18 protein-coding genes, 1 pseudogene and 1 other annotated feature are annotated in these 21976 nt (G+C 48.6%); of the genes and pseudogenes, 10 read left to right on the top strand and 9 right to left on the bottom strand.

All coding sequences use genetic code 11. The annotated features are described in order from the left end of the window. Positions 1-69 precede the first annotated feature (69 nt). On the bottom strand, positions 70-528 hold the full coding sequence (locus K4H28_RS08140; protein WP_221007864.1) for a peroxiredoxin: 459 nt from the start codon (positions 526-528) through the stop codon (positions 70-72). A 380-nt stretch (positions 529-908) separates the two neighbouring features. Here K4H28_RS08140 and dcd point away from each other — a divergent pair, with 380 nt between their 5' ends. Further along, on the top strand, positions 909-1484 hold the full coding sequence (dcd, locus tag K4H28_RS08135) for a dCTP deaminase (RefSeq protein WP_221007863.1): 576 nt from the start codon (positions 909-911) through the stop codon (positions 1482-1484). Between the two features lie 106 nt (positions 1485-1590). Beyond that, positions 1591-1947 (top strand): carboxymuconolactone decarboxylase family protein, encoded by a 357-nt coding sequence (locus tag K4H28_RS08130; RefSeq protein ID WP_221007862.1) that lies wholly within the window; start codon positions 1591-1593, stop codon positions 1945-1947. Between the two features lie 77 nt (positions 1948-2024). On the opposite strand, the gene K4H28_RS08125 is transcribed toward K4H28_RS08130, so the two are convergent. Then, on the bottom strand, positions 2025-2789 hold the full coding sequence (locus K4H28_RS08125; RefSeq protein WP_221007991.1) for an RNA methyltransferase: 765 nt from the start codon (positions 2787-2789) through the stop codon (positions 2025-2027). A gap of 164 nt (positions 2790-2953) precedes the next feature. On the opposite strand from K4H28_RS08125, the gene K4H28_RS08120 reads away from it, so the two are divergent. Further along, on the top strand, positions 2954-3736 hold the full coding sequence (locus K4H28_RS08120) for an inositol monophosphatase family protein (protein WP_221007861.1): 783 nt from the start codon (positions 2954-2956) through the stop codon (positions 3734-3736). Positions 3737-4077: 341 nt separating this feature from the next. Here K4H28_RS08120 and K4H28_RS08115 read toward each other — a convergent pair whose 3' ends face one another. Beyond that, complete coding sequence (locus tag K4H28_RS08115) at positions 4078-6303, bottom strand: two-component system response regulator (protein WP_221007860.1); 2226 nt, start codon at positions 6301-6303, stop codon at positions 4078-4080. Between the two features lie 366 nt (positions 6304-6669). On the opposite strand from K4H28_RS08115, the gene K4H28_RS08110 reads away from it, so the two are divergent. After that, positions 6670-6939 carry a hypothetical protein gene (locus K4H28_RS08110; RefSeq protein WP_221007859.1) on the top strand — a complete coding sequence of 90 codons (270 nt, stop codon included), beginning with the start codon at positions 6670-6672 and terminating at the stop codon, positions 6937-6939. 1 nt (position 6940) lies between these two features. On the opposite strand, the gene K4H28_RS08105 is transcribed toward K4H28_RS08110, so the two are convergent. After that, a protein-coding gene (locus tag K4H28_RS08105) for an IS3 family transposase (RefSeq protein ID WP_221007858.1) occupies positions 6941-8160 on the bottom strand; the annotation gives its coding sequence in 2 pieces (ribosomal slippage) (positions 6941-7881 and positions 7881-8160; 1221 coding nt in all). After that, positions 7769-7885, bottom strand: a sequence feature (AL1L pseudoknot). It overlaps the preceding gene by 117 nt. Positions 8161-8349: 189 nt before the next feature. Continuing rightward, positions 8350-9437, bottom strand: a protein-coding gene (locus tag K4H28_RS08100) for an IS3 family transposase (RefSeq protein WP_221006231.1) whose coding sequence is annotated in 2 segments (ribosomal slippage) — positions 8350-9185 and positions 9185-9437 — 1089 coding nt in all. Because the reading frame shifts where the segments join, the coding sequence is not laid out codon by codon here. An 84-nt stretch (positions 9438-9521) separates the two neighbouring features. On the opposite strand from K4H28_RS08100, the gene K4H28_RS08095 reads away from it, so the two are divergent. The 6 genes and pseudogenes from K4H28_RS08095 (at position 9522) to trhO (ending at position 17144) form a co-directional block, all read left to right on the top strand. Then, positions 9522-10721, top strand: a complete 1200-nt coding sequence (locus K4H28_RS08095; protein WP_221007857.1) for a TolC family protein — start codon at positions 9522-9524, stop codon at positions 10719-10721. Then, positions 10718-11230, top strand: coding sequence for a hypothetical protein (locus K4H28_RS08090; RefSeq protein ID WP_221007856.1), 513 nt, complete (start codon positions 10718-10720; stop codon positions 11228-11230). The genes K4H28_RS08095 and K4H28_RS08090 overlap by 4 nt, the downstream gene beginning before the upstream one ends. Beyond that, positions 11230-12333 carry an efflux RND transporter periplasmic adaptor subunit gene (locus K4H28_RS08085; protein WP_221007855.1) on the top strand — a complete coding sequence of 368 codons (1104 nt, stop codon included), beginning with the start codon at positions 11230-11232 and terminating at the stop codon, positions 12331-12333. The genes K4H28_RS08090 and K4H28_RS08085 overlap by 1 nt, the downstream gene beginning before the upstream one ends. Before the next feature lie 9 nt (positions 12334-12342). Further along, positions 12343-15464: pseudogene (locus K4H28_RS08080) on the top strand (efflux RND transporter permease subunit). 35 nt (positions 15465-15499) lie between these two features. Further along, the gene (locus K4H28_RS08075; RefSeq protein ID WP_221007854.1) at positions 15500-15868 is read left to right on the top strand and encodes a hypothetical protein; all 369 of its coding nucleotides are present in this window, start codon (positions 15500-15502) and stop codon (positions 15866-15868) included. Between the two features lie 328 nt (positions 15869-16196). After that, positions 16197-17144, top strand: coding sequence for an oxygen-dependent tRNA uridine(34) hydroxylase TrhO (trhO, locus tag K4H28_RS08070; RefSeq protein ID WP_221007853.1), 948 nt, complete (start codon positions 16197-16199; stop codon positions 17142-17144). Positions 17145-17247: 103 nt separating this feature from the next. Here the strand turns inward: trhO and ypfJ are convergent, their stop codons facing one another. From ypfJ to minE, 4 genes are all read right to left on the bottom strand, one after another. Then, positions 17248-18117, bottom strand: coding sequence for a KPN_02809 family neutral zinc metallopeptidase (ypfJ, locus tag K4H28_RS08065; protein WP_221007852.1), 870 nt, complete (start codon positions 18115-18117; stop codon positions 17248-17250). 15 nt (positions 18118-18132) lie between these two features. Next, entirely contained in the window at positions 18133-20697 is a 2565-nt protein-coding gene (locus K4H28_RS08060; protein ID WP_221007851.1) for a [protein-PII] uridylyltransferase, read from the bottom strand. A 53-nt stretch (positions 20698-20750) separates the two neighbouring features. Then, positions 20751-21560 (bottom strand): type I methionyl aminopeptidase, encoded by an 810-nt coding sequence (map, locus tag K4H28_RS08055; RefSeq protein WP_221007850.1) that lies wholly within the window; start codon positions 21558-21560, stop codon positions 20751-20753. Positions 21561-21711: 151 nt separating this feature from the next. Continuing rightward, positions 21712-21975 carry a cell division topological specificity factor MinE gene (minE, locus tag K4H28_RS08050; RefSeq protein ID WP_221007849.1) on the bottom strand — a complete coding sequence of 88 codons (264 nt, stop codon included), beginning with the start codon at positions 21973-21975 and terminating at the stop codon, positions 21712-21714. Position 21976 lies beyond the last annotated feature (1 nt).

Raw genomic sequence — 21976 nt, 5'->3', positions numbered from 1 at the left:
TGCTTGTCATGCAACGTTTGTGCTTGTACTTGGATTCAATAAAAAAGCGGCTCAATGGCCGCTCGGTGTTTACTGCTGGGATTGCACGAAACTTAGTACTTCTGCTGCATGGTTTGGTACTTTAACACCGCGCCATTCTTTCAGTATTTCGCCAGAGGCATTGATAATAAATGTACTACGTTCAATACCCCTTACTTGCTTGCCGTACATGTTTTTGAGCTTCATGACGCCAAATGCTTCACAAGCGATTTCTTCAGGGTCTGAGATTAATTCAAATGGCAGCTGTAGTTTTGCTTTGAAATTTTCATGGCTTTTTAATGAGTCACGACTCATTCCAAAGACTTGGCAATTAGCTGCGATAAACTGCGTGTGCAAATCGCGAAAATCACCTGATTCAGTGGTGCAGCCTGGTGTGCTGTCTTTGGGGTAGAAATACAGAACAAACATTGAGCCCGCCAGTGCAGCAGTATCAAATGTGGTGTTGCCGGTGCCAGATAAAACCAGCGTTGGGCAAGGGCTTAAACTCATTAGTGGCTCCGAATCGTTTTATTATTGATGGCCTAAGACTTAGACAACTTTTGAATTGCATCGTTGTATCAGCGAGTAGTAAAGCTGTTGCTCGTCTATTTCATTGTCGGCAATCACCTGCAATTGAGCAAGATTTGCTTTGTCACAAATCTCAAATCATTACAGTGCGTCATTCTCTGGTGTCGCAGGCTTAGCGGGAGCGGCTAATACCGTTACAATACGGGAAGAATATTTACAGGCGTGTGACAAACACGTTAACGGTATTAATATGAGTACAAATGCAGTGGGTTCAAGTCGGAATCATTTATACTTTGAGCCAATGCGAGCAGCAAGGCACAAATCGTGCTGCGTCTGAACCAAACAATAAAGAGTAGAGTGCAATGAGTATTAAATCAGATAAGTGGATACGCCGGATGGCGCAAGAGCACGGCATGATCGAGCCGTTTGTGCCGGGCCAAGTGAAAGAGCTCAATGGCGAGCGGATTGTGTCGTACGGCACATCGAGTTATGGCTACGATATTCGGTGTGCCGATGAGTTTAAGGTCTTCACGAATATCAATTCGACCATTGTTGACCCGAAGAATTTCGATGAAGGTAGCTTTGTCGATGTATCGGGTAAAGGCTATTGTATTATCCCACCAAATTCTTTTGCTTTAGCCCGCACGGTAGAGTATTTCCGTATTCCACGGAATGCCTTGACGATTTGCTTGGGTAAATCAACTTATGCGCGTTGCGGCATTATTGTGAACGTAACGCCCTTTGAGCCTGAGTGGGAAGGGTATGTGACTTTAGAGTTTTCCAATACCACGCCATTGCCTGCCAAGATTTACGCCAACGAAGGCGTGGCGCAAGTGCTGTTTTTTGAAGCTGATGCTGATGATGTGTGCGAAACCAGCTACGGTGATCGCAACGGCAAGTATCAAGGTCAAGTTGGCGTCACACTACCTCGAACTTAATTTATGCCTATATTCAAGCAGGCCTCTTCGGAGGCCTGTTTGCTTTTGTGGGTAATATAATTCATAATAATATTATATAAATTAATATTATTTTTGGGGTTTCAAAATGACAGAAAATTATCGTGGCTTAGTTCAAAGCATCAGTGGCAAATTGCGTGAGTTTGCTAAAGAAATTCCAGATACTCAGCAGGGCTTTATGCAAACGGCAAAAGCGACACATACCGACGGTGCGCTTAGCAAAAAACACAAAGAGTTGATGGCGATGAGCATTGCGATTGCTGCGCGTTGCCAAGGTTGTCTCGGTTTTCATGCGCAAGCGTGCGTGAAATTGGGCGTGACGCGTGCTGAATTTATGGAAATGCTACAAGTTGCTGTGTATATGGGCGGTGGCCCAAGCGTAATGACGGGCGCAGAGGCTTTGTTAGCGTTTGAAGAGTTTGGTGGCGAAAAAGCAGCTGCTTAATTAGGAATTTTTGATGTATATGCTTGTAGATAATGAATAGTAATCCCTACAAGCATATACATGTTATTAGTATGAATTTATTCTTTCTTTCCCGTTTTAAACTCACTCGCCGCGCGCAAGATGCCGCGCATGATATCGAGTTCTTCGCGTTCCATTTGCGCTCGTACAAACAGGCGACGTAGGCGTGGCATCAGTCGTTTTGGTGCATTTGGTTTCAAAAAGCCGATTGTCAGCAAGACTTCTTCAAAATGTTCAAAAAATAACTCAACGGCTTGATGTGGCGCGCGCTCGCGGTTTTCTTCTAGGTAGCGAACGTCATCGTAGTCATTCTCAAAGCAGGCGGTGCGTAATTCGTAGACCAGTACTTGAACAGCTTGCGATAAATTCAGGCTGGAATAATCGGGATTGGTCGGGATCGTAACGCGGCGATTGCATTGCTCAAGTTCGGCAATCGTTAAACCGCTGGTTTCTGCACCAAATACCAAAGCAACCGCTGCGCCGGTTCTGGCCGCTTGTACGAGTTCAGGCGCAAGTTGGCGCGGTGTTTGTAAAGGCTGTGATAGTTCACGGCGACGCGCGGTAAGTGCCACTTGCAGTGTGGTGCCTTCGAGCGCTTCTTCCATTGAGCTAACGACTTTGGCGTTGGCCAAAATATCGCGCGCGCTGGAGGCGAGCGCATCGGCGACTTCGGAAGGAAACTCTTTCGGGTTGATTAGATAGAGTTGGGTTAGTCCCATGGTTTTCATCGCACGGGCAGTCGAGCCGATATTGCCGGGGTGGCTGGTGTGGGAAAGCACCACACGAATATGGGCTAAGCAGTCGGTTTCATTGTGGGTCATCATGAGTCTTTCGCTGGGTGTGGCGGGTAAATCGACCTGAATGTTGGGTAAATCGCAAGTTTTAACTATTTGATTTGATTCTTTATTCATAATCGGGTTTATTAGTCCGTGCGAGACGGGTAGAATACGTCCTTAAATTTATCGATCTTTTTTAATAGTGAGAAGTCATGCATCCAATGCTGAACACTGCGGTGCGCGCTGCGCGTCGCGCCGCCACCGTCATTCAACGTGCGTCGAATAATCTGGACCTAATTACACCTGAAAAAAAAGGTCACAACGATTTTGTGACTGAGGTTGATCGTGCTGCAGAACAAGCCATTATCGAAACGATTTTAGAAGCTTATCCGAATCATGCGATTTTAGCAGAGGAGTCGGGCAAGCGCGGTAATTCTGAATACGTTTGGATTATCGATCCGCTTGATGGTACTACGAATTTCTTGCATGGCTTCCCACAATACGCCATTTCGATCGCGCTGGAACACAAAGGCGTGATCACTCAAGCCGTGGTATATGACCCAAATCGCAACGATTTGTTCACTGCAACGCGTGGCGTTGGTGCATTCTTGAATGACCGCCGTATCCGTGTTTCAAAAGTGCGTGAATTGTCTGACGCGCTGGTTGGTACAGGTTTTCCGTACACCAAATTCAATAATCTAGAAAACTACCTGAATATTTTCCGCGATATGGCGCAAAAAGCCGCTGGCGTGCGTCGCCCTGGTGCTGCTGCGCTGGATTTGGCCTATGTGGCTTGTGGTCGCTTTGACGGTTTCTTTGAGTTCGATTTGAAACTGGTTGATATCGCTGCGGGTACCTTGCTGGTTCAAGAAGCGGGTGGGTTGGTAACAGATCTGAACGGCGAAGAAAAATTCCTTGAGTCTGGTGATGTACTTTGTGGTACGCCACGCGTGTTTGGCCAAATGCTGTCAGTGATTCGTGGTCATCTGAAGTAAGCAGTGTTGCAACTCTGCGCCATGTAATGTGATTTCTTGAGTGCTTAAAAAGCAGGGGCTGATAGCCTCTGCTTTTGCGTAATATTCTTATTGATCTTAGTGCCGATGGGGCGGGATTTTATATTCAGTATGCTTAAAATTTAAAATCACTTGTGTGAAGAGGATGCGAAACCAAAACGGAGTGGTTATAAGCTAATCTCTCGTTAAGCATGAAACTCTTGTCAAAAAACGCTACGATTTATGGATATTTTTTTAATATTTCGAGGCTGATCTTGAATTTATTAAGGAGTATGTACTTGTAGTCATTGAAACGTAATGGCTTCAGTTGTATACATGCCTTACTATACTGCGACATAGCGTCCGGTATCTTTGAACCATAGTGTCAGTGAATTGGCTGGCGCGGGCTTGGCAAACATAAATCCTTGCGCTTCATCGCAGCCTAAAGTGCGTAAAATACTCGCTTGTTGTGGGAACTCAACCCCTTCGGCAATCACGCTGATTCCTAGTTTATGTCCTAAATTAATCACCATTTCGGCAATGCTGCTGTCGCTATTGTTGAGCGCCATATTCCGCACAAATGCACGGTCAATTTTTAAACGGTCTGCATTCAGTTTTTGTAAGTAAGCCAACGATGAAAAACCAGTCCCAAAATCATCAATAGCAAGTTTGATGCCGAGCTTTTTAAGTTTTTCAATCGTTTGAATAACGGCTTCTGGGTTTTGCATTGCGACCGATTCGGTAATTTCAACTTCTAATAATCCGGCTGGAATTTCGTACTCACGAATTGCGTTGGCGAGTTGAGTGATTAAGCCTGGATGATTAAACTGAATCATGGAAACATTGACAGCCATGCTCAGGTCATCGAGTCCCTCTTTATGCCACGCATTTAATTGCTTGCACACCGTTTCTAAGACAAAAGTACCCAGCTCAATAATTAGACCTGATTGCTCAGCTAGTGGGATGAATTGGTCTGGTGGGATAAAACCACCATCAGGTTGCGGCCAGCGAACGAGGGCTTCTACACCAATCACATAACCTGTAGCTAGGTTAATCTGTGGTTGGTAGAAAACAGTCAGTTGCTCATTTTTGATTGCATTTTCGAGGTCATGCAGCAAATCAAGACGCTGTTTTGATGCTCGGCTCATCGCTGGTGAGTACCACAGCAGTTCACCACGATTATATTTTTTAGCTTGATTTAGCGCGATTGTAACGTCTTTTAGGCAGCCAATGCCCGATGGGTCGGTATCCCAAACATTGGCAGCGGCGACGGTGACGTGAATACGCAGTAAATGTGATGCCACAGAGAAGGGTTGAATAAAAATATCAAGAATTGATTGGATTTCAGCTTCTGATAATTCACCTGCCACCGCAAACACATCGATTGCAACTCGGGCTAATAAAAGTGAGTCTTTTAAATGTAACTTGATACGTTGAACGATACTTTGGAGCAATTGATCACCAATGAGATGGCCCAGCGCATCATTAATTTGTGAAAAATGATCAATGTCGATGAGCAATACTGTTTTCGATTTTTTCTCTAAATAGAATTGGCTGAGCTGTGCAACAAATTGAGTACGATTGGCGATATGGCATAGTGGGTCGATATAAGCTAAATCTTGCATTTGTTTGAATAACGTCAGATTTTCGAATCCCACTGCAATACTCGTTGAAAAGACTTCAAGTAATTGTCTTTCGGTGGCACTCAGTATTCTATTTGTTTCCAAATAAATTGCGGTATCTTCATCAGCAGGTCTAGATAGGTAAATGATGACGTAATTATTCTCGAATAGTGAGGTTTTAGAGCGCAGCGTATGCTCAATTGTATTGGCGATTTCTAGATTTTTGGCTTCGCCAAGAGTCTCAGTTGTGAAGTGAGTAAAATGCCCCGTGCTTGCTAAAATTTGCCATTCATACTGGGGTTTTTTACCTTTGCGCTTTAAAATTCGATTGCAAATAATCCCATCAGACTGCAATGCCAGTAAGCCAGCGAGCTGATTTAAAATGGCATATGAAAATGAATCAATTGAGCGGCGCTCAAAAAGAGAGGCTGATGCTTCGATAATCATTTCAAGACCACGGCGGCTCGTATTGATTGCGCGAATCTGCTGGTAAGAGCGTATTGCCGTCGTCATCATGGTTAGTAAGCGATTTTGGGTGAGCTCTGCTTTGTTTTTATAGTCATTGATGGCGTAGTCCCTGATGACTTGGAACTCGGGTGCGTAGCCTGGATGTCCAGTTCGAAGGATGATACGTACATCTTGTAGATTGAGCTGATTACGTACTTGTTTTGCAACCTCTAAACCTTCTTCGTCATTTTCCATGACAACATCAAGTAAAATAACGGCGATATCATGCTCTTGGGTTAGTACTTTAATCGCCTCACTGCCGCTATAGGCATGCAAAAACTCAATTTTACGCTCAACAATTAGCGTGTTTTTTAAAGCAAACTCAGTCGTTAGATGTACATCAGGTTCATCGTCGACGATTAATACACGCCATGCTAAGTCGTTTTCAACATCGTTGTTATTTTCATCAGCAAACAGTATTTGTTCATCATCAACAATCATGCTAAGTGTCCAGTTTGAGTTCTGCCAAGGTACGCATAAGATTTGAGCGGCATTTAACTCATTAAGTTATCTTACTTCATAGCAGTAAACGGGGCTTTTATCTAGCTGATTGAATTTCAAAGTGCAGGCAGATTAGTTGGTTATCATCTTAGTAAGTGCGAGGGTTCAGTAAAAGTACACGACTTAAAGGTCGTAGAGGGCTATTAGGGGATTCCATTCTATTGGCAAAGCTGCTTATTGAGTGAAGGTTTGCTTATTAGGCTATTCTAGCTGCAGCTTTGTGCCGCGGGTTTTTGCGATAGCTCTGTTTTTAGTCCGCTTTAGTTGCCGCTATACATGCGATTTGGATTGATGTAAGCTAATAGCATGAAATTTTTTCGTGTATTCTTTTTTTGTGTGTTAGCAATTGTGCTGCCGGTTAATTCCGTGCTGGCACAAATACCTGCATACGCAAAAATGATGAGCGTTAATACACAGGATGGGCCACATCAACATGATGAAGCTGGCGCAGGTTTAAGTAAAACCCCGAGCAAAGATAAATTACATGTTCATCAAGGTCTTTTTGGTAAGACCAGTGTGCATGTGCATGAGCCTATAGTGAATCGCACCGAGTTTCGCGGAGGCTGTTTGGTTTGAGTCAGACCAACACGGCCTGCTCGCTTTGATTACGATAATAGTTTGCCTCTGCTTCCGCGGGTGGAATGTGGCCAATCGACCCCAGCAAACGATGCTGATTGAACCACGAAACCCATTCCAATGTCGCTAGTTCCACGGATTCTAGACTTTTCCAAGGTCCCAAACGGTGAATCACTTCTGTTTTGTAGAGCCCGTTAATCGTCTCTGCTAATGCATTGTCGTAACTATCACCGGTCGTGCCAACGGATGGCTCGATGCCAGCTTCAGTCAATCGTTCGGTGTAGCGAATCGAAACATATTGCGAACCTCGGTCGCTGTGATGAATCAACGCCTCACGCTCTGGCTGTCGCGCCCAAAGGGCTTGCTCCAACGCATCCAGCACAAACTCGGTTTGCATGTTGCGGCTCACTCGCCAGCCCACGATATAACGAGCAAAAACATCGATCACAAAAGCTACATAGACAAAGCCTTGCCAAGTCGACACGTAGGTAAAATCCGACACCCAGAGTTGATTCGGTCGTTCGGCTACGAATTGACGATTTACATGATCGCGGGGGCAAGCAACGGCAGGATCGGGACGTGTCGTTCGCACCGCTTTGCCACGCGATACGCCGCGTAAACCGAGGCTTCGCATCAAGCGTTCAACGGTACAGCGCGCCACAGTATGTCCATCTCGCTTGAGCTGCCGCCATACTTTTACCGCACCGTACACCTGATGATTCAATTGCCAGACACGCTCAATTTCACCGCTCAGTTGCTCATCACGAATGGTACGCTGACAACGCAAAGCTGGATTGCGCAGCCGAGCGGCGTAACGTCGATAGGCTGACGGGGCGACCTGTAATAGCTTGCAGATCGGCTCGACCCCGTGCTGCTCACGGTGGGTATCGATGAATCCTCTTACGATTTCAAGCGGCGGTCGAGCTCCGCCTGTGCGAAATACGCGCTGGCCAGTCGCAGAATTTCGTTGGCTTTTTTAAGTTCGCGCACTTCGCGTTCTAGCGCTTTAATGCGTTCGTTCTCTGCTGAATTTTTGTTGGCTTGAACGGTATCGCCACCTTGCCGACGGCACCATGTGCGCAGCGTTTCTGGCGTGCAGCCTATTTTGCTGGCAATTGAAACGAGGGTTGCCCATTCAGATGGATATTCGGCAAGGTGCTCAATGACCATGCGAACAGCCCGTTCGCGGACTTCGGGGGAAAAGTGAGTTGATTTCTTCATAGCGCCATTCTCTCAAGAATTGGAGCCGCCGCGAAACCCGGTGCGATTCAGTCCTTAAGGGTTGGATTTATTTTCTGCGACTGATGCGTCTTTTCTGACTGATTGGCCAATATCAATGATTGGCTGGTTTTCTATGAAAATGATGATAGGGTAATCCCCCCATTTTTAAGCGAGGTTTGAAGTAGACGGTTAAGCAGCTAATGCTAACTTTTGTTTCGGGGTAATGCCACCCAAAGCCATATTTGGCCGTTCATTGTTGTAAGTCCAAACCCAATCGGTCGCGAATTCTTGGATTTCGGCTACCGATTCAAATTGGTAGTGATTAAGCCAGTCGTATCGCACCGTCCGGTTGTAGCGCTCCACATATGCATTTTGTTGTGGATTGCCTGGCTGGATATACATCAGTCGGATGCCCAGCTTTTCCGCCCAGTCTTTGACCTTTTGGCTAATGTATTCTGGACCATTGTCACAGCGAATCGCTTTGGGCTGACCTCGCCATTCGAGCACTTGATTCAAAGCTCGAATGACCCGTTCTGCTGGCAGCGATAAATCAATTTCCATCGCCAGCGCTTCACGATTGAAATCGTCAATGACATTGAACAGTCGGATACTGCGCCCATCCGCCAGTTGATCATGCATGAAATCCATTGACCAGCATTCGTTCGCCGCCTCAGGCACTGCCAACGCTTCAGGCTTGGCGCGCTCAATGCGGCGCTTAGGTTTGATGCGCAGATTCAATTCCAGCTCTCGATAAATCCGGTATACCCGCTTGTGATTCCAGTGAAATCCTTTGACGTTGCGTAGATGCAAAAAGCACAACCCGAATCCCCAGTTACGCTGATTGTGGGTCAAGCGAATTAGATGATCGGCAATCTCATTATTGACTGCAGAGTGGCGGGATTGGTAGCGATAACAAGTTTGGCTAATGCCAAAGGCCTGACAGGCCAAACCAATGCTCATGCCATGACGTTGCACCGCTTGGTGGGCCATCTCACGCCGCTGAGATGGCTTTACCACTTTTTTTCGAGCGCCTCCTTCACAATCTCGGCTTTGAGGCGTTCTTCGGCATACATTTTTTTGAGGCGTCGGTTTTCGTCTTCGAGTTCTTTGAGTCGCGCCATGAGCGAAGCATCCATGCCGCCGAATTTAGCGCGCCATTTGTAAAACGTGGCTGAGCTAAAGCCGTGCTCGCGGCACAGCTCAGGCACTGGTGAACCGCCTTCGGCTTGCTTGAGAATAGCGATGATTTGGCTGTCAGAAAAACGTGATGATTTCATGGAGAACTTCCTCGGTGCTGATGGGAGAAAATTCTACTTAAAACGACGATTATTTGGTGGGGGGATTACCATAGGTACACCATCATGCAATCAAAACGATTTTATGCACCCATTTTGTGGTGCACATTCATCGCGTTGCCAGCGCAAGCTGCAACAATCAAAGAGGCTTTTGCACTAGCGAGCCAACTTGATGAGCCAACTTATGCTGCGCAACAAAACAAGGCAAAAAGCGCGCTGCGCAATGCGCAATCGATGACGCCAGAGCCTTTATCTCTGACGATCTCAGGGATCAATTCACTCAACGATAATTTGTCGCCCACCCAAGATGCTCGTGAGTACGAGGTCGAGCTGGGTATTCCTTTGTGGCAATGGGGGCAAAAAGATCGGCTGTTAACGCAGCTCAATCATTTAAATCAGCTCGAACAAAGTCAGTTGATGTTTGATCGCTGGGAGCTGGCAGGCCAGCTACGTGAAGCGGTGTGGGCAGCGCGCTTGGCCAAATTATCGCAAGAAAGCGCGCAGCAAAAACTGCAGGCGCTAGAAAAAATAAGCCAAGATTTAGCGCGTCAACTCAAAGCGGGTGAGGTGGCGCCCTTGGATGTCAATCAAGCCAAGCAAGCAGTGCTGGAAGCACAGTTGCAATTAGCGCTCAGCCAGCAGGTGTTTATGGAAAGTCTGCAACAGTTTCAGGCGCTTGCAGGTGAAACGCCCTTGCCGGATGAAGCCGAAGCGCTCCCCATTTCGCTCGATGCCCTTGCTCATCCGCAGCGCCAAGCTTTGCAAGCGCAGACCGATTTGGCGCGAGCTCAATTGGCGCAAGCGCAATACGACACCAGCGATACACCCGAGCTGGCACTGAGCCTTGCGCGTGAGCGAGGTTCGCCTGATGAGTCGTATAAAAACTTCGGCAAAATCTCTTTGCGCATCCCATTTGGTTCCGATGGCCGAACGCAAGCGCGCGTAACAAGCGCGAATGCGGAATTAATCAATGCGCAAACGCGGATACAGCGGTCGGAACGGCAAGTCAGCGCGCAGCAGCAAGCTGCCAAACAAGCTCGTACGCAGGCCAGTCTTCAGTTGCAAACAGCACAGCAGAGTTTGCAATTGGCCACTCAAGCATGGGACTGGCAGCAACGCAGCTACCGTGCTGGGCAGACCAGTTTGACGACCTATCTCACTGCCCAAGTCGATTTCCTTGAACGCGGCTTTGCCGTGCAGCGAGCCGAGTTAGAACTTGGTCGCGCTCATTCACGATATTTACAATCTATTGGGGTATTGCCATGAAGCTTATTTTTATATTGATCTACAGCCTGATACTCAGTGCTACAGCTTGGGCACATGGTGATGATGATCATGGTGCTACACCGCAAGCGACACCGATGCAGCAAGCCGTATCCAGCTCTGAAAGTGCATCGAGTGATTTTGAAATTTTGGCGCAGATGGACGGCGAAACCCTCACGATTTATCTCAATCGTTTCGCTGACAATCAACCCATCAACAATGCCACCCTCGAAGTGGAAAGCGGTGCATTTAAGGCCAAACTCAAGGCGGTAGCCTCAGGGGTTTATCAAGCGCCTGCCGCGCCCTTGGCTAAAGTCGGTGAGCATCCGCTCATGATGACGCTGATCGCTGGTAAGCAGTCCGATTTATTGGAAACCACCCTAAAAGTCGCTGCACCCGCGGTTGCGACTGCGCCGCAAACTCACATTCAATCATGGCTATTGATCGGTAGCGGTGGCTTAGCCCTAGTACTTATGCTGGTGGCGCTGCGCCGTCGTGGAGGAAATAAATAATGAAATTCAATGCAATGTTTCTCAGCCTAAGTATTTTATTTATTCCAATGGCGACATGGGCCCATGGTGATGACGATCATGCGCACGATGAAGCACCAGCGGTGAACACGGCCAATAAACCACAACGCCTGCCTGATGGCCGCGTATTTGTACCTAAGCTCACGCAATTTCAACTTGATATTCGCACGCAGGTAGCTCAAACCAGCTCGGCGGCCAAAACCATCGAACTCAACGGCCATGTGGTGATGAACCCTAATTATGGCGCGCGTGTTCAGGCCAGTAGTGGTGGTCGAGTCAGTGCCCCTGCAGGCGGTTTACCGCTACTCGGTAGCAAGGTTAAAAAAGGCCAAATCCTAGCGTCGATTAAACCTGCGCAAGGAAGTTACGAAGTGGCGCAGCAGCAAGCTCAATTGGCCGAAGCGCGCTCTAACTTAGCGCAAGCCGAGCAAACTGTAGCGCGACTGCGCCAACTTGAAGGCTCGGTGCCGCGTAAAGATATTGAAGCCGCGCAAGCGCAGCTCAATTCTGCGCGTGCGCTCAATTCTGCGCGTGCGCTCAATGCCGCTCTATCAAGCGCCAGTAGCGGTGAAGTTTTACGCGCCAGTTTGGATGGCGTGCTGGCCAGTAGCAATGTGGTGAACGGTCAGGTGATTGATCCCGCCACGATCTTGTTTGAAATTGTCGATCCGAAAGGGTTTTTGATTGAAGCCCTCGCTTACGATCCAGCAATGATTACGCAAATCGAGAGCGCGGCATTTAATGGGGTCAAATTGCGTTATTTAGGCGGTGCCAGCGCTTTGCGTGATGGCGCTTTGCCGATGTTATTTGCGCCGACTGAAGCAACGCCTTTGGCTTTGGGGCAAGTGGTCAAAGTCGTCGCCCATACCCGAGAGCAAACGCGGGGTGTGGTTTTGCCTGCCAGTGCGGTCGTGAAAAATGCGAGTAATCAGAACGTGGTGTGGGTGCTAGAACAAGCGCAGGTATTGCGTGCCGTGGCGGTGCAGCCGATGCCACTCGATGGTCAGCGCGTTTTAGTGGGCCAACTCAAAGATGGTCAGCGCATCGTAGTGCAAGGCGCCAATCTGATTAACCAGATTCGATAGGGAGGCATCATGTTTAGTTGGATTGTGAATGCCAGTTTAAAAAACCGGCTATTTGTGGTTACCATTGCGGTGATCATGATGATTTATGGCGGCTACACCGCCAGCCACATGCCAGTGGATGTGTTTCCAGATTTGAATAAACCGACGGTGACCATCATGACCGAAGCGGGCGGAATGGCGCCTGAAGAAGTGGAGCAATTGATCAGTTTCCCACTAGAAACTTCGCTCAACGGCATGCCCGGCGTCACGCGAGTCCGCTCGGTGTCGGGCGTGGGATTGTCAATTATTTATGCCGAATTTGCTTGGGGTTCGGACATTTATCGCAATCGCCAGTTGGTTGCTGAGCGATTGGCCGAAGTAAAGTCTCAGCTTCCTGATGGCATTAGCCCAACGATGGGCCCGATTTCATCCGTCATGGGTGAAATTATGCTGATTGCTTTTCCGATTGTGGATCAAGGGCAAAATCAGCAGGCCAATCCGCAGCAAGGCATGGCGGTGCGCGAGTACGTTGATTTTGTACTACGCCCTCGCCTGCTCTCGATACCGGGCGTGGCGCAGGTGATCCCGATTGGGGGAGAGGTGCGTCAATTTCGTGTCGAACCCAATTTTGCCATGATGGCTCAATTGTCTATTGGGTATGAAGATATAGAGAACGCAATCAATGGCTTTTCAGGCAATACAAGTGGTGGGTATCTAGAGCAAAATGCACGCGAATATTTGATTCGCAATGTAGGGCGAACCACCAAGCTAGAAGACATGCAAAACCTCGCGGTCAAGGTCAACAACGGTCAGCCGGTGTTGCTCAAACAAGTGGCCGAGGTGAAGTTTGCTCCAGCCTTTAAGCGCGGTGATGCAGGTTTTGGCGGCCAGCCGGCAGTGATTGTCGGGGTGCAAAAACAGCCGACTGCGGATTCGGTGCGGGTGACGCGTGAGGTTGAAGCGGCGCTAGCTAGTCTGAGCAAATCATTGCCGGCGGGTGTTAGCACGCCCAAAGTCTCGTTCCGTCAGGCCGACTTTATTGAAGCCTCGGTCAATAACGTCGAAGAAGCGCTGCGCGATGGCGCGATTATGGTCGCGGTGATTTTATTTCTGTTTTTAATGAACACCCGAACCACGATTATTTCGCTGACGGCAATTCCTTTGTCGTTAGCGCTGACCTTTCTCATCTTCAAGGCGATGGGCTTATCAGTCAATGTGATGACCTTAGGCGGCTTGGCGATTGCGATTGGCGAACTGGTCGATGATGCCTTGGTCGACGTTGAAAACGTGTTGCGGCGCTTAAAGGAGAAAAAGCCACAAGGTGCGATCGCCTCAATCAAAGTGATTGCCGATGCGTGTAATGAAGTGCGCTCGGGCGTGGTCGTGGCAACGCTGGTGGTGGTGTTGGTGTTTGTGCCGCTGTTTGCCTTGCCGGGGATGGAAGGACGTTTGTTTGCGCCATTGGGCATCGCTTATATCACGTCGATTTTGGCCAGTTTATTGGTTGCGCTCACGGTCACGCCGGTGATGTGTTACTACTTGCTGCCCAAGATGAAGCAGATCGAGCATGGCGATTCAAAACTGGTGCAATGGTTAAAGCGCCACGATCAGCGTTTGCTGGAGGGCTCATTTGATCGTGCACGAAGCCTGCTGGCTGGCGGTGTACTGATGCTGGTGGTAGCGATGGCGAGTCTGCCGTTTTTGCCGCGCGCATTTTTGCCTGCCTTTAACGAAGGCACTTTGCTGGTGAGTTTGCTGCTCAACCCAGGCACGTCGCTGGCCGAATCCAATCGGATTGGAAAATTGGCCGAAACACTGGTGCAGCAAGTGCCTGAAGTGGAAAGCGTCGGTCGCCGCACAGGTCGAGCCGAGTTGGATGAGCATGCTGAGGGCGTGCATACCAGTGAGCTGGATATTGACTTGAAAGCATCAGATCGACCGCGTGATGAAGTCTTGGCTGATATTCGGCAACGATTATCCAGCCTGCCAGCCACCGTGATGTTGGGGCAACCGATTTCGCACCGACTCGACCATTTGCTCTCAGGGGTTCGAGCGCAAATTGCCTTAAAAATCTACGGCGATGATCTTGATACACTGCGAACGCAAGCGGCTGACTTGCAACAAAAGCTATCCGGTATTGAAGGGCTCACCGATTTGCAAATCGAAAAGCAGGTTTTGATTCCACAAATCAAGGTGCAAATTGACTACGACCGTGCCGCTCAACTGGGTGTCGCGCCGGGCACTTTGCTCAAAACGCTGGAAGCCTTGAGCGAAGGCGATACGGTGGCGCAGATTGTGGATCAAAATAAGCGCTTTGATCTGGTGATTCGCCTGCCGGATGCCGCACGTGATGCCGCGGGTTTAGCCAATATTTTGATCGATACCCCACATGGCAAGGTGCCATTGTCGCAAGTGGCAACGATTGAGGAAGGTGATGGCCCTAATCAGATCGGTCGGGAAAATGGTCGTCGTCGGATCGTGATCTCCGCCAACACCGATGGCAGCGATATGGCGCAAATCATCGCCCAAATGCGCGGCGTCTTAGCGACCAACACCATGCCGGAAGGCTATTTCGTCAGCCTAGAAGGACAATTTCAAGCCCAAGAAGACGCGACGCAACTGATCGCATTGCTATCGCTCTTATCGCTGGCCTTGATTTTTATGGTGCTGTACACGCGCTACCAATCTGCGGTGCTGGCCACGATTATTATGGCCAATATCCAATGGCGCTGATCGGTAGCGTGGTGGCGATGTGGCTGGGTGGGATTACGTTGTCTGTCGCGTCGATGGTGGGCTTTATTACGCTCACTGGGATTGCGACTCGTAACGGCATTTTGAAAGTCAGTCACTACATCAATTTATGTAAATTCGAAGGAGAAACCTTTAGTAAAGAGATGATTGTGCGCGGCTCATTAGAACGGTTAACGCCGGTGTTAATGACCGCATTGACTGCGGCACTGGCCTTAACGCCACTGCTGTTTGCGGCTGATGCACCGGGCAAAGAAATTCTGCACCCCGTTGCCGTAGTGATCTTTGGTGGGCTGATTAGCTCAACGATTCTCGATACTTTACTGACTCCGCTGATGTTCTGGCTCTTTGGCGAGAAGCCATTGCAACGCTTATTAGATGAAAAAAATGAAACGACGTTTTAGTTGCCTTACTAACCTAGATAAGCAAAGGAAATAGCATGAAAAAAATATTAATCGCACTGGCTCTGTTTTCCAACATGGCATTTGCAGATGGTGAAATGAAAGCGGCGCACGGTGGTGTCATGGCGGAAGCTAGCGCAGGAACCCGCGCCGAACTAAGCACCCAAGGCAATATGTTGATGGTGTATCTCACGACGCACAGTGACCAAGCGATTGCGACCAAAGGGGCGGTGGCGGAATTAACACTGCTTAATGGCGCTGATAAACAAGCCGTAAAACTCCTGCCATCGGGTGATAATTCATTTATGGCGCAAGGACAATACAAGGCTGTTGCAGGTAGCAAAGCCCTACTAAAAGTTACTTTGCCCAGTAAACCGACGGAGCAATTTCGATTTGTTTTGAAGTAGATGGGGTGGGTATTGCTATAAAGATACTTAAAATAAATAATTTTATGGCAATACCCTTATAGAAATTGAGGCGGAACTGTTTATTTGCGCCATAGTCACGCAATTGTATGTCCTCATTTTTTGACATTTAGCCGAAGAGCTTGAGCTAAATAATCTATGTTAATACTGAAATTTTAAGCGCTGAGTAGACGCTTCCGAATAAAAATTGTCTAGATTCTAAAAAAAAAGTATATCCATCAAGTGTTTAAGTGCTTCTAGCTCAGGTAAAATCCGCTCCCATCATAAAAATCAGGTCCATCCTTTACGCGGGTGACCACTTGGAGAATTCATGTCAAATCAAGGTGAGGGCAAGATTGTTGTTGCCGCTTTATATCAATTTGTCACGCTGAGCGATTACGTCGCACTGCGCGAGCCGCTTTTACAAACGATGATCGATCTGGATGTGCATGGCACATTGCTGCTGGCCGATGAAGGCATTAACGGCACGGTGGCAGGAACGCGCGCGGGGATTGATGGCCTGTTGGCGTGGTTGCGTTCTGATCCGCGCTTGGTGAATGTCGATCATAAAGAGTCATATTGCGACGAGCAGCCGTTTTTGCGTACCAAAGTGAAATTAAAAAAAGAAATCGTCACTTTGGGCGTACCGGGCGTTGATCCGAATAAAGCCGTCGGCACCTATGTCGAGCCCAAAGATTGGAATGCGATTATTTCCGATCCAGAAGTATTGGTGATCGACACGCGTAATGATTATGAAGTGGCGATTGGTACGTTTGAGCGCGCGATTGATCCGAAGACCGAAACGTTCCGCGAGTTTCCTGAATATGTCAAAGAGCATTTCGATCCAGCAGTTCACAAAAAAGTCGCGATGTTTTGCACTGGCGGGATTCGCTGCGAGAAAGCGTCGAGTTATATGCTCGGTGAGGGTTTTGAAGAGGTTTACCACTTGAAAGGTGGGATTTTGAAATACCTCGAAGAAGTGCCGCAGGAAGAGACGTTATGGAAGGGCGATTGCTTTGTTTTCGACAATCGCGTTACGGTGCGTCATGATTTGAGCGAGGGAGATTTTGAGTTGTGTCACGCTTGCCGTCAGCCAGTTTCAAGCGAAGAGCGTCAATCGCCGCAATATGTAGCAGGGATTAGTTGCCCGCATTGCTATGATACGTTGAGCGAAAAAACGCGCCAAGGCGCGATGGAGCGCCAAAAGCAAATCGAATTGGCAAAGAAACGCCAGCAGCCTAGCCCATTGGGTCGCAAAATGAGGAAGCCAGCGAAGTAAAGTTTGTTGATTTGAGGAGAGGAAAATAAAGCCCAGCAGATGCTGGGCTTTTTGCTGGGTATATTAATGAAGGCATTATTTAATATTGCCTAGGTTGATATACCTAGATGCTTGCTTTGAAGGTGTCACATTGCCCCGCATCGCCGCTGTCCATGCCGCGCTTAAACCACGCCATGCGCTGTTCAGATGTGCCGTGTGTGAACGAGTCGGGCATTACGCTGTGGCCAGCATTTTTTTGCAAGGTGTCGTCGCCAATGGCATTCGCAGCCACAAGGGCTTCTTCCATATCACCCGCTTCAAGCAGGCCTTTTTTCGCTGCGTAATGCCCCCACACGCCTGCATAGCAGTCGGCTTGCAACTCCAAGCGTACAGATAAAGCATTGCCTTTGGCTTTGGAGACTTGCTGCTGCTTTTGGTGAACTTGGCCAGAGATACCTGTCAGGTTCTGAATGTGATGGCCGACTTCGTGCGCGATCACATAGGCTTGTGCAAAGTCGCCGGGCGCGCCGAGTTTTTTGTGCATGTCGTCAAAAAAGCCTAGGTCAAGATACACCTTGCTGTCGGCTGGACAATAAAACGGGCCGACCGCCGAGGTGGCGCTGCCGCAGGCGGTTTCTACGCCGTTGCGAAATAACACTAATTTTGGTTGTTGATAGGTTTGGCCCGATTCCTGGAAAATCGTCTGCCAAGTGTCTTGGGTATCGGTCAGCGTTTTGACGACTTGTGATTTGACTTGATCATTGTCGGTGGCGGTATTGACGGGGCCAGCTTGCTGGGTGGGTGCACTACCTTCAGGCCATTGCATCACCATGCCAAGAATTTCGACTGGATTTTTGCCCATGACTAAGCCAATCACAATGACGATGGCGATACCTGCGAGACTGAGCTTGCCACCGCCACGCCGACCTGAGCCACTACTGGCGCGACGGTCTTCGACATTGCTATGGTCTTCCGGCATTTTATCCCAACGCATTTGCTGCTCCTGTGTCTATTTTGGATTGAGTGCTTGAAGCAGCTCGTTTTCTAACTGAGTAACGATTTTTTCGTCACCGAGAGCGCGGCCGAAAATCAAAAAATTATCCTCGGCACGCTCGCCCAAAGTCATAATTTTAGCTGATTGAATTTCGATCCGGTTGGCGGCTAAAATTCGCGCAATGGTCGATAGCAAGCCGGGTCGATCGCCCGCAACGACAGATAACACGTGATATTTGCCTTTTTCATCAGGGCGAATTTGCACATGCGTTTTGACGGGAAAGTGCTTTTGCTGTCGGGAGAGGCGGCCGGTTGGCGCAGCTTGAATCGGCATTTTTTTATTAATGCGCTCGCTCAACTCAAATTCAACATAATTAATCAGATCGCGATACGAGGTATGCAGGCTATCGGGGATGAAGACGTAAAACGTATCGAGCGCATAGCCGTGATGCGTGGTGTGAATTTGTGCATCAAAAATCGAGTAACCCGCGCGCTCAAAAAAGCTACAAATTTGCACGAATAAATCAGTCTGGTCAGGCCCGTAAACGACCACTTGTAGCCCTTCGCCGGATTCGGAAATCTTGGCGCGAACGATGGTTTCATCAGAATGGGTACGGGCAAATAGCATCCGTGTATGCCATGCAATATCGCGGGCATCGTGGCGAAGGAAATACACGGTATCGAGTAATTTCCAAAAGCCTTCGTGCGCATCATTACGCAAACCATATAAGCGCAACAGACGGAGGGCTTCCTCTTGGCGCTCACTCAGCCAAGCGTGGCCGCTTTCGCGATTGAGAAAACCTTGGGTGCCTTTGTATAAGTCTTCGAGTAGCTTGGCTTTCCAGGCATTCCAGACTTTCGGGCTGGTGCCACGAATATCGGCGACGGTGAGCAAATACAGCGCATTGAGTCGGCGCTGAGTGCCCACCAATGCTGCAAATTCGGTAATGACGTCTGGGTCGTATACGTCTTGTTTTTGCGCGATGGACGACATCGTTAAATGGTGACGAACCAACCAGACAATGAGGTCGGCATCTTCACTCGGTAGTGGGTGTTGCGCGCACCAAGCGCGGGTGATGTCTTCGCCGATTTGTGAATGATCACCGCCACGACCTTTGCCGATGTCGTGAAAAAGCGCGGCTAAGTAGAGGACTTCAGGATGATCAAATTCTTCAATCAGCTTGGAGCACAGCGGATATTCATGGGTAAATGCGGGAACCGCGAAGCGGCGCATATTGCGCAATACCATCAAAATATGTTCATCGACGGTATAAACATGAAATAAATCATGCTGCATGCGGCCAACAATATCGCCAAATTCAGGAATGTAGCGGCCGAGCACGCCGTATTGATTCATGCGGCGCAAAATGCGTGTTAAACCACGTGGCTCGCGAAATAGCGCGATGAACAGTTGCTTGTTGTGCGGATTTTGCAGGAATTGATCATCAATTAGTTCGCGCGCGTGCCACAGTGCTCGCAGCGTTTCGGGCGCAATATCACTGGCTTCAAGGCGTTGTTCAAGGTGTAAAAATAGCGCCAATATCGCCGAAGGATTTTTATTAAACAGTTGCGGATCGTTGATGGCCAGATGACCATCGCGAATATAAAAATCATCGTTAATCGGCGTGGTATTACTTAAATACGAGTAAATTCGCTGACGGAGTGCATGCAGTAAGATCGGCACAAGCTGAGTAATGATGCGCGCTGCGAGGTAATATTCCGCCATCAGCGCTTCACTGGCGCGTTGCGTAATGCGGCCAGCGGTAGAGATATCGTCAAAGCCAAAATCTTTGGCTAGCGCATGTTGGTAATCAAATAAAATTCGGTCTTCGCGGCGTTTGGCGCGCCAATGCAGCGCGATGCGGTAAGTGCGCAGTACGCGTTCTGCTTCACAGAGTTTGCGGTTTTCTTCAAACGTCAGCATGCCCAGCGCTGCGAGCGAATGCCAGTCACGACCCAACCTTTGGCTGGCTGCAATCCAGCCGATTAAATGTAAATCGCGCAGGCCGCCCGGCGCCTCTTTGATATTCGGTTCAAGTTTGTAAGTCGCGTTTTTAAAACGACCGTAGCGCGCTTGTTGTTCAATGAGTTTGGCTTCAAAAAACGCTTTTGGATCAATGTGACGATGAACTGTATCCATAAAAATGGTAAAGCGTTCTTTATCACCAGTGAGTACGCGGGTTTCGAGTAGGGCGGTTTGGACGGTAATGTCCTTTTCGGCCTCGGCCAAGCAGTCGGTTGTCGTGCGTACTGAATGACCAACTTCGATGCCAATATCCCATAACTCACCGACCAAGACTTCGAGTTTTTCGAGCAGGGCAGGGCTAGGCTGATCCGGTAATAAAATCAGTAGGTCAATGTCGGAGTGTGGGTATAGCTCGCCACGCCCATACCCACCTACCGCACAGAGTAATACATCATTATAAAATTCGTGACGCTCCCAGAGTTCAATGAGTGTTTTGTCGGTCAAGTGCGCCAAGGCATTCAGTAGTGGGGCGGCTTTGGCGGGGGCATCAAATCGATCGCGTATTGCGATTTTGGCGGTGGCGTAGGATTCACGAATGGCACTGACCGAGCGCATGACAAACTCCGGATACAACGGTGTAAAAACGCCCTCAGTCGAGGGCGTTGGTATTAGGCGAGTAGGTATTTCTCTGGGCGAGGTGGAGTGCCTGCTGAAACGGTCAATACTTCGTAGCCCGTTTCAGTCACCAGCACCGTGTGCTCCCATTGTGCCGATAAGCTCCGGTCTTTGGTCACAATCGTCCAACCGTCGTTCATTTGCTTGATTTCACGTTTACCGGCATTAATCATCGGCTCAATCGTGAAAATCATGCCTGGTTTTAGCTCAACGCCAGTACCCGCTTTGCCGTAATGCAAAACTTGTGGCTCTTCGTGAAACACCGCGCCGATACCGTGGCCACAAAATTCACGAACGACCGAATAACCGGCTTTTTCGGCGTACTTTTGAATGGCGGCACCGATGTCACCCAAACGTGCGCCAGGTTTGACTTGGTCGATACCGATCCACATACAGTCAAAAGTCACTTGCGATAAGCGTTTGGCGTGCGTGGCCACATTGTCGCCGACCATATACATACGGCTATTGTCGCCGTGGTAGCCGTCTTTGATGACGGTGATATCCAAATTCACCACGTCGCCATTTTTCAGTGGCTTGTCATTCGGGATGCCATGACAAATGACGTTATTGACCGAAGTGCAAATTGATTTTGGATACGGTATATAGCCAGGAGGGCAGTAATTCAATGGTGCTGGAATAGTACCCTGCACGTTAATCATGTATTCATGGCAGAGACGGTCGATTTCTTCGGTCGTTACGCCGGGTTTAATAAATGGTGTGATGTAGTCCAATACTTCGCTGCCGAGGCGGCCAGCTACGCGCATTTTTTCAATTTCTTCGGCGGTTTTAATGGTGATGGTCATGCTAAGCCTTTAATGCCGAGGCCAAAAGCCTCTTGAATAGGTTGATTTTCCTCAAGTATAACATTCGTGCGCTAGCTAGTCCGCTTGCTGAAAGGGTAAACAAAAAAGCTCAGCAGGGGGCTGAGCTTTTTGGTGAACTACAAACTTTTTCTTAGCGCTTGTGATGTTCTGGCAATACGATGTTGAGTTCAAGCACTTCAAAGTCATCTTTGCGTTCAAGTTGCACTTTGATGTCTTCTGGATTGATCGCTACGTATTTAGAAATCACTTCAAGCAATTCGCGCTGCAATTGTGGCAAATAATCGGGTGCCGTATTTTGGCCGCCACGTTCGTGGGCCAAAATAATTTGCAAACGCTCACGCGCGACGTTGGCGGTTTTTTTCTTTTCGCCAAAAAAATAACTCAGAATCGACATA

It is taken from the genome of Deefgea tanakiae (assembly GCF_019665765.1).
Classification (GTDB): Bacteria; Pseudomonadota; Gammaproteobacteria; order Burkholderiales; family Chitinibacteraceae; genus Deefgea; species Deefgea tanakiae.
The sequence above is the reverse complement of the archived record's forward strand: the minus strand, read 5'-3'. Positions and strand labels throughout refer to the sequence as shown.